14 protein-coding genes are annotated in these 15204 nt (G+C 41.0%); 12 read left to right on the top strand and 2 right to left on the bottom strand.

Annotation, left to right across the window (positions count from 1 at the left end; all coding sequences use genetic code 11):
* Nucleotides 1–50 precede the first annotated feature (50 nt).
* The 4 genes from AC4E92_RS04625 to AC4E92_RS04640 are packed head-to-tail and all read left to right on the top strand — an operon-like array spanning nt 51 to nt 4696.
* Nucleotides 51–1532: a UDP-N-acetylmuramoyl-L-alanyl-D-glutamate--2,6-diaminopimelate ligase gene (locus tag AC4E92_RS04625; RefSeq protein WP_490239426.1), complete on the top strand. Its 1482-nt coding sequence runs from the start codon at nt 51–53 to the stop codon at nt 1530–1532.
* Nucleotides 1525–2781 carry a UDP-N-acetylmuramoyl-tripeptide--D-alanyl-D-alanine ligase gene (locus AC4E92_RS04630; protein WP_490239427.1) on the top strand — a complete coding sequence of 419 codons (1257 nt, stop codon included), beginning with the start codon at nt 1525–1527 and terminating at the stop codon, nt 2779–2781. Before AC4E92_RS04625 ends, AC4E92_RS04630 begins: the two co-directional genes overlap by 8 nt.
* Nucleotides 2778–3692: a phospho-N-acetylmuramoyl-pentapeptide-transferase gene (mraY, locus tag AC4E92_RS04635; RefSeq protein ID WP_490239428.1), complete on the top strand. Its 915-nt coding sequence runs from the start codon at nt 2778–2780 to the stop codon at nt 3690–3692. The genes AC4E92_RS04630 and mraY overlap by 4 nt, the downstream gene beginning before the upstream one ends.
* Nucleotides 3689–4696, top strand: coding sequence for a YncE family protein (locus tag AC4E92_RS04640; protein WP_490239429.1), 1008 nt, complete (start codon nt 3689–3691; stop codon nt 4694–4696). The genes mraY and AC4E92_RS04640 overlap by 4 nt, the downstream gene beginning before the upstream one ends.
* A 25-nt stretch (nt 4697–4721) precedes the next feature.
* On the opposite strand, the gene acpP is transcribed toward AC4E92_RS04640, so the two are convergent.
* On the bottom strand, nt 4722–4961 hold the full coding sequence (gene acpP, locus AC4E92_RS04645; RefSeq protein WP_490239430.1) for an acyl carrier protein: 240 nt from the start codon (nt 4959–4961) through the stop codon (nt 4722–4724).
* A gap of 168 nt (nt 4962–5129) precedes the next feature.
* Complete coding sequence (locus tag AC4E92_RS04650) at nt 5130–5921, bottom strand: DUF72 domain-containing protein (protein WP_490239431.1); 792 nt, start codon at nt 5919–5921, stop codon at nt 5130–5132.
* Between the two features lie 44 nt (nt 5922–5965).
* Between AC4E92_RS04650 and AC4E92_RS04655 the strand changes: the two genes are divergently transcribed.
* From AC4E92_RS04655 to alaS, 8 genes are all read left to right on the top strand, one after another.
* Nucleotides 5966–6814 (top strand): deoxyribonuclease IV, encoded by an 849-nt coding sequence (locus AC4E92_RS04655; RefSeq protein WP_490239432.1) that lies wholly within the window; start codon nt 5966–5968, stop codon nt 6812–6814.
* Entirely contained in the window at nt 6814–8451 is a 1638-nt protein-coding gene (locus AC4E92_RS04660; RefSeq protein WP_490239433.1) for an Rqc2 family fibronectin-binding protein, read from the top strand. The genes AC4E92_RS04655 and AC4E92_RS04660 overlap by 1 nt, the downstream gene beginning before the upstream one ends.
* A gap of 95 nt (nt 8452–8546) precedes the next feature.
* Nucleotides 8547–9314, top strand: coding sequence for an ABC transporter permease (locus AC4E92_RS04665; protein ID WP_490239434.1), 768 nt, complete (start codon nt 8547–8549; stop codon nt 9312–9314).
* 9 nt (nt 9315–9323) lie between these two features.
* Nucleotides 9324–10277: an ABC transporter ATP-binding protein gene (locus AC4E92_RS04670; protein ID WP_490239435.1), complete on the top strand. Its 954-nt coding sequence runs from the start codon at nt 9324–9326 to the stop codon at nt 10275–10277.
* 25 nt (nt 10278–10302) lie between these two features.
* Nucleotides 10303–10860 carry a ribosome recycling factor gene (gene frr / locus AC4E92_RS04675; protein WP_490239436.1) on the top strand — a complete coding sequence of 186 codons (558 nt, stop codon included), beginning with the start codon at nt 10303–10305 and terminating at the stop codon, nt 10858–10860.
* 23 nt (nt 10861–10883) lie between these two features.
* Nucleotides 10884–11534 carry a polyprenyl diphosphate synthase gene (uppS, locus tag AC4E92_RS04680; RefSeq protein WP_490239531.1) on the top strand — a complete coding sequence of 217 codons (651 nt, stop codon included), beginning with the start codon at nt 10884–10886 and terminating at the stop codon, nt 11532–11534.
* The gene (locus tag AC4E92_RS04685) at nt 11534–12349 is read left to right on the top strand and encodes a phosphatidate cytidylyltransferase (RefSeq protein WP_490239437.1); all 816 of its coding nucleotides are present in this window, start codon (nt 11534–11536) and stop codon (nt 12347–12349) included. The genes uppS and AC4E92_RS04685 overlap by 1 nt, the downstream gene beginning before the upstream one ends.
* 12 nt (nt 12350–12361) lie before the next feature.
* Entirely contained in the window at nt 12362–14941 is a 2580-nt protein-coding gene (gene alaS / locus AC4E92_RS04690; protein WP_490239438.1) for an alanine--tRNA ligase, read from the top strand.
* Nucleotides 14942–15204 lie beyond the last annotated feature (263 nt).

Here is a 15204-nt window from a genome sequence, read left to right on the forward strand (position 1 = left end):
GTCAAGATTTATGAGGGGTGTTAGAATAGCTGTGACAAAGAGGTGGTACGATGTTCGTTCGAGAGCTTTTAAAAGCGGTCAATGACATCTGTGTGAGTTTATCTTTAAATGGAAAGAGTGATTTACAGATAACTGAACTGACAAACAGATCAACACAGGCAGCCAAGGGTCATCTTTTCATCTGTCACAAAGGCAGCAGGTTTGATTCACACGACATCGTACCAGAGATAATTAAAAAAGGTGTTTCTTTTCTGGTAGTTGAACGTCCCATCCAGATTGATTTTCCACATGCTGTCGTGAGTGATAGCAGACTTGCCGAGGCTTTACTGGCTTCACATTTTTATGGATATCCTTTCAACAATCTGATCACCATTGGTGTGACAGGTACAAACGGCAAGACGACGTCGGTACATTTGTTTCATCACGTCTTAAATTCGCTCGGCAGTCGCGGCAGCATGCTCGGCACGGTCTATTACGACATACTCGGTGAGAGCCGTTTTCATCACGACAATACCACACCCGGTGCCATAGAGATTCTCAAGGCAATGAGAACCACAGTCGACAGAGATGGCACACATTTTGCAATGGAAGTATCATCGCATTCACTTGCCATGAAAAGAGTAGAAGGAATAAGATTTGACATAGCAGCCCTTACGAATATCACACGTGATCACCTTGATTTTCATCAAACCTTCGAGGATTACACCAGAACCAAACTTCACATTTTTGATCTTTTGAAAGATTCAGGTATAGCATTGATAAGCGATGAATATGAGCATCTTTTGAATAAAAAAGTGAAAAAAGTTGTGTACGGAATATCACCAAAAAGCGATTATCGAATATCTGATATAGATGTTCAAAGATACGGGACGAAGTTTTCGCTTGAATCTAAACATGGGACCTTTGAATGCCAGATAAATATTCCCGGATTGCACAATGCCTATAACGCTGCACTTGTCATAGCTGGTCTTGTTGAACTTGGATACGATGCAAAATCAGTGATAGAAGCGGTGAAAACTTTTGAGGGCGTAGATGGAAGATTCCAGTTCATCAAAGAGGGTGCCTTGCTTGGAATTGACGTCGTGGTTGATTTTGCACACAGTCCGGATGCGCTCGAAAAAACCCTTATAACTGCCAGAAAACTGGCATCTGGCAGGATAATAACGGTATTTGGAGCTGGCGGTCAGGCAGATAAAGGTAAAAGACCGATGATGGCTGAAGTTGTTTGCAGATATTCCGATGTGAGCATAATAACAACCGATGATCCAAGAGGAGAGGATGCACAGGAGATACTCTCAGAGGTAGAAAAAGGCGTGCCCGCAGGATCACCTTATCTGGTCATACCTGACAGACGCGAGGCTATAGAAACGGCACTAACGCTGGCAAATAGAGGAGACATGGTTATAGTAGCCGGCAGAGGGCACGAAGAATACCAGATATTCAGCGATGAAAAAAAGATACCGTTCAAAGATGCCGAGGAGATCAAAAAGATAATCATGAAAGAATACAGCGAGGATAAAAGACATGTATGACCAGTACAGTTTTGTCATAGACTCTCGAAAAGTCACACCGGGCTGTATTTTCGTCGCAATAAAAGGTGAAAAAACCGATGGTCATCTTTACGTTAAGGACGCATTGTCCAGCGGTGCAAGGTATGCCGTTGTCGAGAAAGCAGTTGATGCACCTCAGGAAAAGCTGATAAAGGTTGACAGCACCGTGGATTTTCTAATAAACACAGCACGTGAAAAGGTTCAAAGGTACAACCCCTTTGTAATAGGCATAACCGGTTCAAACGGCAAGACAACAACAAAAGAACTGATTTCTCAATCGATTGAATGCTGTTTCTCAAATCCGGGCAATTTCAACACGGAAATTGGCTTACCTTTGTCTATCATCAATCATTATAAAGGAGAGAGATATCTGGTTCTTGAGATGGCAATGAACAGATACGGTGATATTGCAAGATTGTGCCAGATAGCCCAGCCAGATATTTCTGTATTACTTAATGTTGGAACGGCTCATCGCGGTGTCGCAGGAAGTGAACAGGCGATATTAGAAGGTAAGCTCCAGATAATCGAGAATATGAAACCAGATGGTACTGCTGTTGTCATCAACGATGAAAGAATTGTTCAAAGAATTTCTCAAAGGTCTTTTGTCACTTTCGGATATCGGCAGGGAGATTACCAGTTTGTGGATTATTCGTACGATGATCTTTCCACAATTGCAACCTACAAAATAAAGGGTGAGACTGTACGATTCCACTTTAAATCCATCTGGAACACAGGACAGTTGACCAACATCGCGGCAGTTCTGGCAGTCCTCGATCTGATCAAGGTCAGATACAAAAAAGATTTAATAGAGAATTTCTCTGCTGTACATTCCAGATTCAGAGTTTTCAAACACAACGATGTTTTTGTGATCGATGATTGCTACAATGCAAGCCTTGAGTCTTTCAATGTAGCGGTCCAGGCACTCAAAAAACTGGGTAAGCGGTCATTTGCAGTGGTTGGCTCTATCAAAGAACAGGGTGTATATTCAGTCCAAACCCACCAGACACTTGGTGAGATGCTGGAATCCATCGACGGTGTGATTGTCTACAATTCTGACCACGAAATCGACGCCATGAAGTGTTCAAAGGAGATACTCAGAACAGATGATATCGATAAAATCGTTTCTCTTTTGAGAAAAATCCTCAAGCCACAGGATGCCGTTTTGTTTAAAGCCTCAAGAGCAGTTCAAATGGAAAATGTCCTTGCAAAGTACCTGGAGGGAGACGGATGACTTTGATTTATACATCTTTGAGCTTTCTGATCTGTCTTTTACTCTATCCTCTGTTCATCAAATTTCTCAGAGTAAAAAGAATTGGTAAGTTCATTCGTGAGGATGGACCGGATCTTCATGGTTATAAAGCCGGTACACCAACAATGGGTGGCATCCTTTTTGTCTCGGTGACTGCCATTTTGGCATTTATGTCAAATGAAATAGTACAAATGCTCAGCATCATCCTTTTTGGCTTGATCGGCTTTCTGGACGATTATGCGGGTATAAAATGGAGGAAATCACTTGGGATACGCGCATGGCAGAAATTTTCACTTCAACTGATCTGCTCGATTTTACTTTATATTCTCATGGGTCCTCATCAAACAAGTGTTCTGATACCGTTTTCGCATAAATCAATAGATCTGGGTTATCTTTATCCTGTTTTTGCTGTGATTGTCATGGTCGGCTTCAGCAATGCTGCAAACCTGACAGATGGCTTGGATGGTCTTCTTGGCAGTGTTTTTCTCACAGCCGCGTTGCCATACTGGCTCTTTTTGAATGGAAAATCGAATTCGATACTGTACATCTCTTTTGCGGTTATGGCTTTTCTTTTCTACAACATAAAACCCGCAAAGGTTTTTATGGGCGATACGGGTTCTCTTGCGCTTGGTGGTTTACTTGGTACTGTAGCTGTGGAGACTTCAACCGAACTTTTCCTGGTGTGTTTTGCACCTGTTATTGTTTTTGAAGCTTTGAGTGTTATGTTACAGGTGAGCAGTTTTAAACTGTTCAAAAAGAGAATTTTCAAAATGTCTCCCATTCACCATCATTTTGAGCTACTTGGATGGAAAGAGGAAAGAATCGTACAGATCTTTTCTCTGACCAATCTTGTGCTTGCACTGTTTACTCTTCTGGGGGCACAGTTGATGTGAAAAAACTGATCACAAGTTCGATGATACTTTTACAGATCTTTTGTTTTGTTTATGCCTTTGAAACCCAAAGTATTTACGTGGGTTCAGGGTACTCGAGAATCTCCTTCAGCGATGGAATTATATGTCTTGTGAGATCTCAGCCTGCATCGGTTCTGGTCCTCACCAATCAGGGTAAGTTTATTGCAGAAATAAATATGGGATTATCTTACCCTGTGAATGCGATCCACAAAGATGGTATGATCTTTGTCACAGATTATTACAAATCCTCGGTGATGGTTTACACGCTCTTTGGCAGGCTTTTAAAAAAGATAGATGTTGGCAGGTATCCAACAACCATTAAATCCAGCAAAAACAGGATCTACGTTGCCTGCTCTGGTGACAGTTCTATTTATGAAATAAACAGTACTTCTTTACAAGTAGAAGAAAGGTACACCTTCAATTCGGCTTCGCTTTATTTTGAAGTCTTTGACGGCAAAATCGTTTATCTTTACTATTTTGACAGCGAAAGAACCTACCAGATAACCACGCCGGACAAGAAAAGTAAAACTGTTAAAATCGACAATCTGAGAAACCCCGTGTGTTATTTTGAAAAAGGCAGTTATGCATACATCCTTGGATACACCGATGGGGTTGTGGTGTGTCTGAAAGATGACAAAGAGCTCTGGCGTGTCAATCTTTCAGATTTTGCAAGAAGCATGCTTTTGACAGACGAGTACATCGTGGTTGTTAGCCTGATTGATCCTGTTGCAACAATGGTATCTTACGATGGAAAGATTCTGAAAAAAATATCCCTACCCAATGTTGCCCACAGAGTTTTCAAGATTCAAAATAAACTGATCTTTTTGAACCATTTGCCCGGTCAGGTGTATGTTTATGATTTGAGCGATGGTTCTGTTCAAACAATTGAAATAGGAACCTATGCCATAGACATGGTACAGATATCGCAGGATGAAGTCTGCATTCTCTGTTCTGATTCTGGAGAGCTTTACATACTAAGTTTGTAACCTCAAGGGGCGTCAAGCCCCGAGGTTATGAATTTGAAATGATGTAATCGACAACATCCTTTACCGTTGAAATTTTTTCAAGGTTGGAATCGTCGATCTTTACACCAAACTCTTCTTCCACAGCCATGACAAGATCCACAAGATCCAGCGAATCAGCGTTCAGATCATCGACGAGTTTACTTGATTCGGTTACCTGCTTTTCGTCGATTCCAAGTTTTTCAGATACGATTTTGATAACTTTTTGTGAAACTGCATTTCTGTCCATCCGATTACCTCCTTTGAAAAATAATCTGCAAAAATTATACAGATCAAAGTTAGTTATGTCAAATTGATATTTTTCTTTCTTTCTTTGTATTCATGTGAAAAATAAGCTCAAACAAAAATCGAGTGTATTGTATTTTTACACACGCCGATGATGTTTTTATCTGCAAAATCAGGTTCTCAAAAAAGTGCTTTCAAGGATAGATCGCAGAGTCAGGGCATTTTGCACGGCTTTACCCTGGTAACAATTGTTGAAAAAAACGAATAAATCCTTTGATTTTTGCATCAATTGAGCGATATCTATTGCAAATTGCTTGAGCTGTTCATGGGAATATTCGTAGTTATACCTTTCGGCTCCAGAGGAAAACCATTTTTCACTTCTACCGTGCAATCTGAAATAGGAAATCTGCGATGTCATAATAGGTTTGTATGGAAAGAGCTCTTTTATCTGAGGTTCATCTGTTATTACAAGCGACAGGTCGTGAACTTTCAAAAAGTCATAAACCTCTTCTCTGTCCCAGGAGCGGTGTCTGAACTCAATTGCCACTGGCTGATCGATCCTGTTTCTCAGTTCCTGTATGTACTGCAATTTCTCTTTTGAGTATTGAAAGGTATATGGAAATTGCGCAAGCAGCATTTTGAGTCTGCCTTCTGAAATCATCGGTTCTAATGCAGAAAGTGTTTTTTGTATATCTTCTTCAAAAATGGTGTTGTTCTTCCATCCTTCATGGGTTACAGAACCGGGTATCTTCACACAGAAAACAAATGTCTGCGGTGTTTTTCTGAGCATCGACACTATTGTTCTGTAATTTGGAACAGTATAATACGTGAAATTCAGCTCGACCGCATTGAACTGCCAGACAGACGCGTAGTATTTTAAAAGCTGGCTTTTTGACAAACCCTGCGGATATACAGTGCCGATCCAGTCAGAAAAGTAATAACCGCTGGTACCAATGTACAGCAATCACAGTTCCCCCCTGATATGTTATCATCTTTCTGGTGATATAGATGATAAGAATAGGTGCGCATATGCCAATTTCATACGGTTTTGAAAAAGTCCCACAGATGACTGTTGATTCTGGTGGAAACACTTTTCAGATCTTTCCTCACAGTCCAAGGACATGGAAGGCGTCACTACCATCGAAAAAAGTTGCTGAAGAATTCCAGATTCAGATGAAAAAATATCAGATTCCGCTTGAAGCGGCTTTCTGTCACTGCGGGTATCTGATCAATCCCGCAAGCCCCAAGGATGATGTCTGGAAAAAATCGGTGGAGCTTTTGATCGTCGAAGGGAAAATATGCCAGTTGCTTGGCATACCTTATTTGAATATTCATCCGGGTAGCCACCTCGGCGCAGGTGAAAAAGAAGGAATAGACAGAATCGTGAGGGCAATCGATGAATTTCTCAAGGCAGTTTCAGATGTCACGCTTTTACTTGAAAATGTCTCACCCAAGGGAGGAAACATAGGTTATAAGATGCAGCAACTTGCAAAGATAATAGAACTGGTTTCCCAGCCAGAACGAATAGGTGTCACTTATGACACATGCCACGGTTTTGATGCCGGTTATGATATAACCACCAAAGAAGGAGTGCAGAAACTGCTCGATGAAGTTGAAGACCTTTTTGGAATTTTCAGAATAAAAATGATTCACCTGAATGATTCAAAATCACCCCTTGGTAAACCACTTGACAGGCATGAAAATATCGGTAAAGGTTTCATCAAAGACGAGGGCTTTAGCAATTTTCTGAGTTTTTCTCAGATACAGAACATACCGTGGGTTTTAGAGACCCCGGATCAGGATGATCTTTACGCCAAGGAAATAGCACATGTGAAATCTCTAATTGGGCTGGTGTGATGCTGGTAGATAGCTTTGTTCTAAAAAGGATCGTTCAGGAATTACAGATTCTGAAAGACAGCAGTTTGAGACAGATATACCAGTTTGGCAGATCGACGGTTTATCTGTATTTTCAAAACCACGTCGTGAGAATATGCCTGGACCCGGCTCTTGCACACATCTGCACAGCCGAAAAAGAGGACTTTTCAGATCATCATCCATCCACTTTTGTCATGCTGATGCGCGCAAGATTGAGAAATGCCAGGCTCAAAAGAATTGAGCAGGTTGGATTTGACAGAATAGTATTTTTTGAATTTGACAAAATCGATGAAACCGGTGACAGGCATCTGTACAGACTGTACGTTGAGTTTCTCGGCACACACTGTAATATGATCCTGGTTGAGAACCAGACTGTGGTTGATGCATTTAAATACTCTTCAACTGCCTTGCGTACCATTGAAAAAGGTCATATTTATGAACTTTTAGCTCAAAAACTCGACCCATTTGAGATCTCTTATGAGTTTTTCAACTCGTGCAATGAAAAACAACTTATATCCCAATTTGTGTCAAAAACAATTGCAGGCTTCTCAAAATTGTTGGTAAATGAACTGCTTTTCAGAGCAAAACTGGACGATAAAGTTGTTTGCGATCTGAACTCTTCTGAAAGAAATTCACTCAAACACGCTTTCTTTTCAATCATCAACGATTTTCAAAAGAACCGCACCTATGTTTATGATGATAAACTGAGTGCAATACCTCTGATGCATTTTTCGCAGAGCGCTGTTGTTTTTGAATCAGCTTCAAAAGCCGTTGAGTATGCTTACAGTAAGCTGTTTGAGCGCCAGATTTTGAAACAAACCAAGACAGAACTTGCAAAGATCGTTCAAGAATATATGAGAAAAGAGAATAAAACACTTGATGCGATAGAAAGCGAACTGAAAGAGTGTGAAAAGGCAGATATGTTTTTACAGTACGGTGAGCTGCTCAAATACGCACCAGATCAGAACCAGACAGGCGATGTGGTAAACGTATTCGACTACAGTACAGGAAAGGTTTTTTCCGTGCCCCTGATAAGTGGAAAAAATATCAGGCAGAGTTCCCAGCACTATTTTGATCTTTACAAAAAATTGAAAGAAAAAGGTCGGGTTTTGCAAACAAGAATTGAGCGGTCAAGAGAGTTTTTAATGTACCTTGAGCAACTGTTGCACACAATAGAATCTGCGGATGATCTTGAGACACTCGATGAGATCAGACAGGAAATGGCTCAGCAGGGCATGATAAGAAAGCAAAAACAGCAGATTCCAAAAGAAAGTGATTTCAAAAAGGTGGAATATCAGGGTTTTGTTATAATGATCGGGAAAAACAACAGGCAGAACGAAAGACTCGTAAGGCAGGCAAATGATAAAGACCTGTGGTTGCACGCACACCAGATACCAGGAGCGCATGTTGTGATAAAAACCCAGGGTAAGCCTGTTTCAGAAGATGTTCTCAAGTATGCCGCAGCCCTGGCTGCTTATCATTCTAAAGCCCGTTTCTCCTCAAAAGTGCCTGTTGATTACACACTTATCAAAAACGTTCACAAACCAAAAGGTTCCCCTCCCGGCTTTGTACTGTACACAAACTACGAAACGATTTTCGTAGATCCCAGACCGGTGTAACGTGTTTTGACACCTTCCTCAATTTTTGTAATTTATACTTGACAATTTCTAAAGTTAGCTCTAAAATATTTTCAAAACATGTGGGAGGTGTCAATATGTTTAATGCTTTTATTGCAAATTTTAAAAAATCGTGGATAGAATTTAAAAGGTACTACTTCAACACCATCTCCGGACTGGCAACTGTGCTGATCTTTTTTTACCTGATCTTTTTTGGAGCGAAAGCGATTGGTGGTTCCACCGTGGATTTCGGTAATACCATCGAAGGGATCACAGTTGGCTATTTCATGTGGTTGATGTTCATCTTTTCTTTTCAGGGTGTTGCGTGGGGTATCATCGATGAGGCTCAAAGAGGTACCTTGGAACAGGTCTTTGTCTCTCCGATTTCTTTTGAATACCAGATGCTCTTTCGAATGATAAGTGATTTTGTTTTCAATGTTTTGTTTGCCGTGCCTTTGATGTACCTTGTTGCGTACACAACCGGCAGGAGATTGAATTTTGACTTTTTAACCCTTCTGTACCTTCTCATCACCGGTACAGTTTGTGCTCTTGGTATCGGAATGATGCTCGGTGGCATTGCGCTTGTTTTTAAAAGGATCTCTTCTTTCATTCAAATAGTCACCTTTGGCTCTCTTGCTTTCACCATGTTCGATCTTTCCAAACTCTGGTACAGGTTCCTTCCCATGTCACAGGCAGCCTATTTGATGAAAAAACTCGCAGTAGAGGGTATAAGGTTTTACCAGTTTCAACTTTCTGATCATGTGGTTTTGTGGCTGGTGGCCTTCATTTATCTGATGGCAGGTGTACTGGTCTTTCGCGGTTTTGAAAAACGGGCAATGATAGCCGGTACACTTGGCCAGTATTGAGGTGATAGGATGATTACGGTCAAAAACCTGGTTAAAACCTATCCAAAAAGAGGTTCAAAAGAAAAATTCAAAGCCGTGGATGATGTATCTTTCGAGCTCAAAGCTGGTGAAATCTTTTCCCTTCTTGGTCCAAACGGTGCTGGAAAAACGACCATTATAAAATCGATCTGTGGATTGATAATCCCCGATTCAGGTGAAATAAAGATCAAAGGTATCAGTGTTTTCAAAAACCGCTCTAAAGCTCTTGAAAACATCAGCGTCGTACTTGAAGGAAACAGAAATCTCTACTGGAGAATGACACCGGTTGAGAACATGATGTACTTTTCCGGCATCAGAGGAAAGAAATTGAGAAAAAGTGAGGCGATCGAAATACTCGAAAGACTCGGTTTGCGTGAAAAGAAAGATGAGATCGTGCACAAATTATCGCGAGGTATGCAGCAAAAAGCGGCAATAGCAGTCTGTCTTGCAGCAGGTACAGACATACTTCTTTTGGATGAACCGACGCTGGGTTTGGATGTGAACTCAGCCGTGGAATTTCGCACGATCTTGAAAGATTTAAAGAATCAGGGTAAGACCATCCTTCTTTCAACACACGACATGAATCTGGTTGAAGCAGTAGCCGATAGAGTTGCGATAATGAACAACGGCAAGATCGTCGTCTGTGAGGAAAAAAGAAAATTGATGGACCTCTTCACGGCGCGCGGTTATAAGATAAGAATTCTTTCAAATGGAGCGAGCGAGGAAAAGCTCACAAAAATGGGTTTATCAGAATGGAGCAAAGATGGCAATGTTATCGAAATTCATCTGAATCTTTCCTCGGCAAAGGAACTGTACAAAATCATTGAAGATTTCAAGCTGAACCAGATTGAGATAGAGAGCATAGAAAAGGAGCTGGTTAATTTTGAGAAGATTTTCATGTCTTATACCGCCTGTACTAAACATGATATAATCAACAACGTATGAAAAAACTCGCTGGGGAGGGAGCCAGATGAAGCATCCTCTTGTGAAAAATGCAGAAGATAGAATGAACAAGGCTATTGAGAAAATAAGTGAAGAACTCAGAAGGATGAGAACGGGTAGACCTTCGCCTGCCATTCTTGAGGAAATAAAAGTTGACTACTACGGTGCCCCAACACCGATCAATCAACTTGCAACTGTGAGTATTTCCGAAGACAGATCTTTGATAATAAAACCATGGGACAAATCAGTTCTTCCTGCCATTGAAAAGGCAATCTTCACTTCTGATATAGGCTTGACTCCACAGAACGATGGTAATATCATTAGACTTATTTTCCCAACTCCGACCACCGAGCAAAAACAGAAGTGGGTTAAAAAAGCAAAGGAAATCATTGAACAGGGTAAGGTAGCAATAAGAAATGTCAGAAGGGATGTTCTCAAAGATCTCAAAGATATGCAAAAAGATGGTAAGATTTCCGAAGACGATGAAAAGAGACTTGAAAAAGAGATTCAGGATCTGACAGACAAAAAGATACAGGAGATGGATAAACTCTTTGAAAAGAAAGAAAAGGAGATAATGGAAGTTTGAACCTGACACACCTTGCGGTCATAATGGATGGTAATGGAAGGTGGGCTCAGAAAAGAGGCCTTCCCAGAGTCCAGGGGCATAGAAAAGGTGCCCAGAAGGCTGAAAAGATTATAGAATGGTGTGCCGAACTCGGTATAAAGTATGTCACACTCTATACTTTTTCAACAGAAAACTGGAAAAGACCGCAGGAAGAAGTGAATTATTTGTTCTCTCTGCTTGTTGAGATGCTCAACAAGAAATTTACCAGAATGATGGAGCAGGGAGTGAGAATCAGATTCTGCGGACTTGTTGAGCAGCTACCCGAGCAGATAGTGAATGTCTGCAGGGATTTTGAAAATAAAACGAAAGACAACCAAAAAATTCAGGCAATACTGGCGTTGAATTACGGCGGGCGTCGTGAGATAATCGATGCCGTTAACAGAGCCGTTCAAAACGGTGTAAAACAGTTCGATGAAAATGTACTAAGAAGTTATCTTTATCTTCCTGATGTCCCTGATCCAGACCTTGTCATAAGGACATCTGGAGAGGTGAGAATAAGTAACTTTTTGCTGTGGCAGATCGCTTACAGTGAGCTGTATTTCACAGACGTTCTCTGGCCAGATTTTTCAAAGGAAGATCTTTTGAAAGCCGTCAGAAATTTTGAAAATCGTCATCGAAGATTTGGGGGATTGTGATGTCAGAAACTAAAACAAGAGTTATAACCGCTCTGATAGTTGCACCTTTTGTCGTTCTGTGTTTCATAAACTACAAAAGTCTGATTGGACTGGTTGCCGCGGTTGTTTTACTCGCATCGTATGAACTTTTGAACATGACTGTGAAAAATTACCAGCAGAGGATCTTTTTGTATTTTGGTGTGGCGCTGAGCGTTGGATTTACGATAATTTACGGAATAATGAAAGCCAGCAACGGGATTCTTTTACTCAGTCTCGCTTTTGTTATCAACGCAGTTGTTTTTATCATAACGCTCAAAGAAACTTCCACTGTGTTCAACACCGTACTTGCCTCTGCTTTATCACTTTTGTACATCGCTGGTTGCCTTTCCTTTTTCTTTCCAATCTACCTTGAATATGGAGCTGCCAATGCCCTGTTAAATCTCACAGCGGTGTGGCTGTACGACACAGGAGCTTATTTTGTTGGCATAAAATATGGAAAAACAAAGATTGCAAAACGTATAAGTCCTTCAAAAAGTCTTGAAGGCGTTGCTGGTGGTTTTGCAGCATCCATGGTTTTTTGTTTTGTCTACAAAATAATTTTCGAACGGCTTTTTGGAGCATCTGTGATGTCTTTCAGATCTCTTGTTATTTTTTCTCTAATCATAGCTGTCTTTGACACATTTGGAGATCTGTTCGAATCTGCGCTGAAAAGGCATTTTAGCTTGAAAGATTCTGGGAATGTTCTCCCGGGACATGGTGGTATGCTGGATAGAATAGACGGGCTTTTGTTTGTAACTCCAGTGACTTATTTTCTTCTTTCAGCAGGTATTCTTTAAGGAGGTTGAAGGATGACTGGCGATGAACTCAGACAGGAATTTCTGAAATTTTTCCAGTCCAAGGGACACAAAGTTTTGCCCAGCGCTTCATTAATACCCAATGACCCGCAGCTTTTGTTCACCGTTGCCGGTATGGTGCCTTTCAAACCCATCTTCTGGGGAAAGGTCGAACCAGTTTACACACGAGTTGCCACATGCCAGAAGTGTCTGAGAACAAATGATATAGACAACGTTGGAAGAACACCAAGACATCAGACCTTTTTCGAGATGCTCGGGAATTTCTCTTTTGGGGATTATTTCAAAAAAGAAGCGATCACCTGGGCATGGGAGTTTGTTACAAAGGTACTCAAACTTCCCGAGGAAAAGCTGTGGGTGACTATATACAAAGACGATGAGGAAGCTTTTAAAATATGGAAAGATCTGGTTGGAGTTCCGGAAAAGAAAATAGTGCGCATGGGAAAAGATACAAACTTTTGGGGGCCTGCAGGTCCAACAGGTCCGTGTGGACCGTGTTCAGAGATCCACTACGACACGGGAGTTATGGACGACTGTCCGCAGGACCAGGAATGTACACCAGCCAACTCTGACAGGCGTTTTTTAGAGATATGGAATCTGGTTTTCACAGAATTCAACCAGGATGAAAATGGAAATCTCAACCCCCTTCCAAAAAAGAACATAGACACCGGTGCTGGCTTGGAAAGAATCGCTTCTGTGGTTCAAAAAGTGAGTGGAAATTTTGAAACAGATCTGTTCACACCCATAATAAAACGCATAGAAGAAGTTCTGAACGTGAAATACAGGGAAAGCAACTCAAAAGATATCTCTATCAGGGTTATTGCTGATCATTCAAGAGCCGTCACTTTCCTGATAGCCGACGGTGTTTTTCCATCCAACGAAGAACGTGGTTATGTGCTCAGAAGAATACTTCGAAGGGCTGTCAGGCACGGTGTATTACTCGGTGCCAAAAAACCATTCCTTCATTTGATCAACGAAGCTGTCATAGAGAGAATGGGAAAGGTTTATCCAGAGATTGTCGAAAGAAAAAAGTTGATTTTAGAAGTCACACAGGCTGAAGAAGAAAGATTTTTCAAAACCATAGTTCAGGGTAATGAAATGCTCAGTGATATCATCGCAAAATCTCACAGAACGATTAAGGGAGAAGATGTTTTCAAGCTGTACGATACATACGGTTTTCCACCAGATATAGTAGTCGATGTTGCAAAAGAACACGGTCTTGAAGTTGATCTGAAAGAATTTGAAAGGCTCATGGAACTACAAAGAGAAAAAGCAAGAAGTGCGAGAATCGAAGTGGAATTTGCCAGATCTTCAGAAGATTATGAAAAACTGTCAAAGACTATCAAGACAACTTTCGTTGGATATGAAACTTTAGAATGCAAAGCCACCGTCGTCTATACAAAAAAACAAAACGGCAGATTAGAAGTTGTTTTTGACAAAACCTGCTTTTACGCTGAAAGAGGCGGACAGGTAGCCGATACGGGCAGGGTTATCTGGGAAAACGGTTCTGCTGTTGTGGAGGGTGTTTATATACCGGTCGAAGGGATCATCGCTCATGTGATCAGACCGGAAAGCGGAGAGCTCGATCAGGGTGTGAAGGTTAAACTTGAAGTGGATAGAGAAAAAAGGCAAGCCACGGCGAGAAACCACACTGCGACCCATCTATTACACTCGGCTTTGAGAAAGGTGCTTGGAGACCACGTAAAACAATCAGGTTCACTTGTAGCCCCAGACAGGCTCAGATTTGATTTCACCCATTATCAACCGCTCACATACGATGAAATTGAGAAGATAGAAGACCTCGTCAACAACGTGATTTTTCAAGCAATTCCCGTTGTCATACAGGAAAAATCCTATAAAGAAGCTGTGGCTGAAGGTGCAATAGCACTGTTCAACGAGAAATACGGTGATGTGGTCAGGGTCGTAAAAGTTCCGGGCTTCAGTGAAGAATTGTGTGGTGGAACCCACGTTAAAAATACCGGAAACATAGGTCTGTTCAAAATAATCTCTGAATCCGCGATCTCTGCCGGCACAAGACGTATAGAAGCTGTAACTGGATTTAACGCACTGCATTATCTGAGAGCAAAAGATCAGTTGATAAAAAATCTGTGTGAAAAACTCGATACCTCTCAGGATGAAATTCTCTCAAGAATTGAGATTCTTATTGAGAAAAATCACAATTTGCAAAAAGAACTGGAACAGATCAGATCAAAGTTACTCGTCTCTCAACTCAGGCAGGCCCCCAGCGAAACGATAAAAGATATCAGGTTACTGCACACGGTCTTTAATGACGTTGGGTCTGATGAATTGCGAAATCTTTCAGACATAGCCGTGTCTGGTGAAAAATCTCTTGTAGCACTTTTGTTCTCTGTGAACAAAGACAAAGTCAATTTGATAGTGCGCGTCACCCAGGACATTGCAAAAAAGATCAAAGCAGCGGATATAGCAAAATACGCCGCTCAGATTCTGGAAGGTGGAGGAGGAGGAAGACCAGACTTTGCCCAGGCTGGCGGTAAAAACCCATCAAAAATAAACATCATCATAGAATACACAAGAAAACTGCTTGAAAAAACTTGATCTATAGAACACAACACAAAATAGTGAACTATTATCTATTAAAAAGGTACAAATTTGCTGAAAAATCGGGTAGCTTATGCTACCCTTATTTTCAAAGAATGGTTCACACACTCATTAATGTTTATCTTCACCTTAGCAGATTCACGAGCTGTTTTCTACCCTTTGATCTTTTGTTTTGACCACAGAGCATTGATTTTTCAACACATCAGTTTTTGATTGATTTGCTAATATAGTTGTTGAGAACGACAAAAAGGAGGCTTGAT

The organism is Pseudothermotoga sp. (genome assembly GCF_031962025.1).
In the GTDB taxonomy this organism is placed as follows: Bacteria; Thermotogota; Thermotogae; order Thermotogales; family DSM-5069; genus Pseudothermotoga_B.

What these genes read in the sequence shown, in the direction of transcription:
- AC4E92_RS04670 (WP_490239435.1), top strand. Translation starts at nt 9,324, where the DNA reads ATGATTACGGTCAAAAACCTGGTTAAAACCTATCCAAAAAGAGGTTCA.
- AC4E92_RS04625 (WP_490239426.1), top strand. Translation starts at nt 51, where the DNA reads ATGTTCGTTCGAGAGCTTTTAAAAGCGGTCAATGACATCTGTGTGAGT.
- AC4E92_RS04685 (WP_490239437.1), top strand. Translation starts at nt 11,534, where the DNA reads ATGTCAGAAACTAAAACAAGAGTTATAACCGCTCTGATAGTTGCACCT.
- AC4E92_RS04655 (WP_490239432.1), top strand. Translation starts at nt 5,966, where the DNA reads ATGATAAGAATAGGTGCGCATATGCCAATTTCATACGGTTTTGAAAAA.
- acpP (WP_490239430.1), bottom strand. Translation starts at nt 4,961, where the DNA reads ATGGACAGAAATGCAGTTTCACAAAAAGTTATCAAAATCGTATCTGAA.
- alaS (WP_490239438.1), top strand. Translation starts at nt 12,362, where the DNA reads ATGACTGGCGATGAACTCAGACAGGAATTTCTGAAATTTTTCCAGTCC.
- uppS (WP_490239531.1), top strand. Translation starts at nt 10,884, where the DNA reads ATGGATGGTAATGGAAGGTGGGCTCAGAAAAGAGGCCTTCCCAGAGTC.
- AC4E92_RS04665 (WP_490239434.1), top strand. Translation starts at nt 8,547, where the DNA reads ATGTTTAATGCTTTTATTGCAAATTTTAAAAAATCGTGGATAGAATTT.
- AC4E92_RS04660 (WP_490239433.1), top strand. Translation starts at nt 6,814, where the DNA reads ATGCTGGTAGATAGCTTTGTTCTAAAAAGGATCGTTCAGGAATTACAG.
- mraY (WP_490239428.1), top strand. Translation starts at nt 2,778, where the DNA reads ATGACTTTGATTTATACATCTTTGAGCTTTCTGATCTGTCTTTTACTC.
- frr (WP_490239436.1), top strand. Translation starts at nt 10,303, where the DNA reads ATGAAGCATCCTCTTGTGAAAAATGCAGAAGATAGAATGAACAAGGCT.
- AC4E92_RS04630 (WP_490239427.1), top strand. Translation starts at nt 1,525, where the DNA reads ATGTATGACCAGTACAGTTTTGTCATAGACTCTCGAAAAGTCACACCG.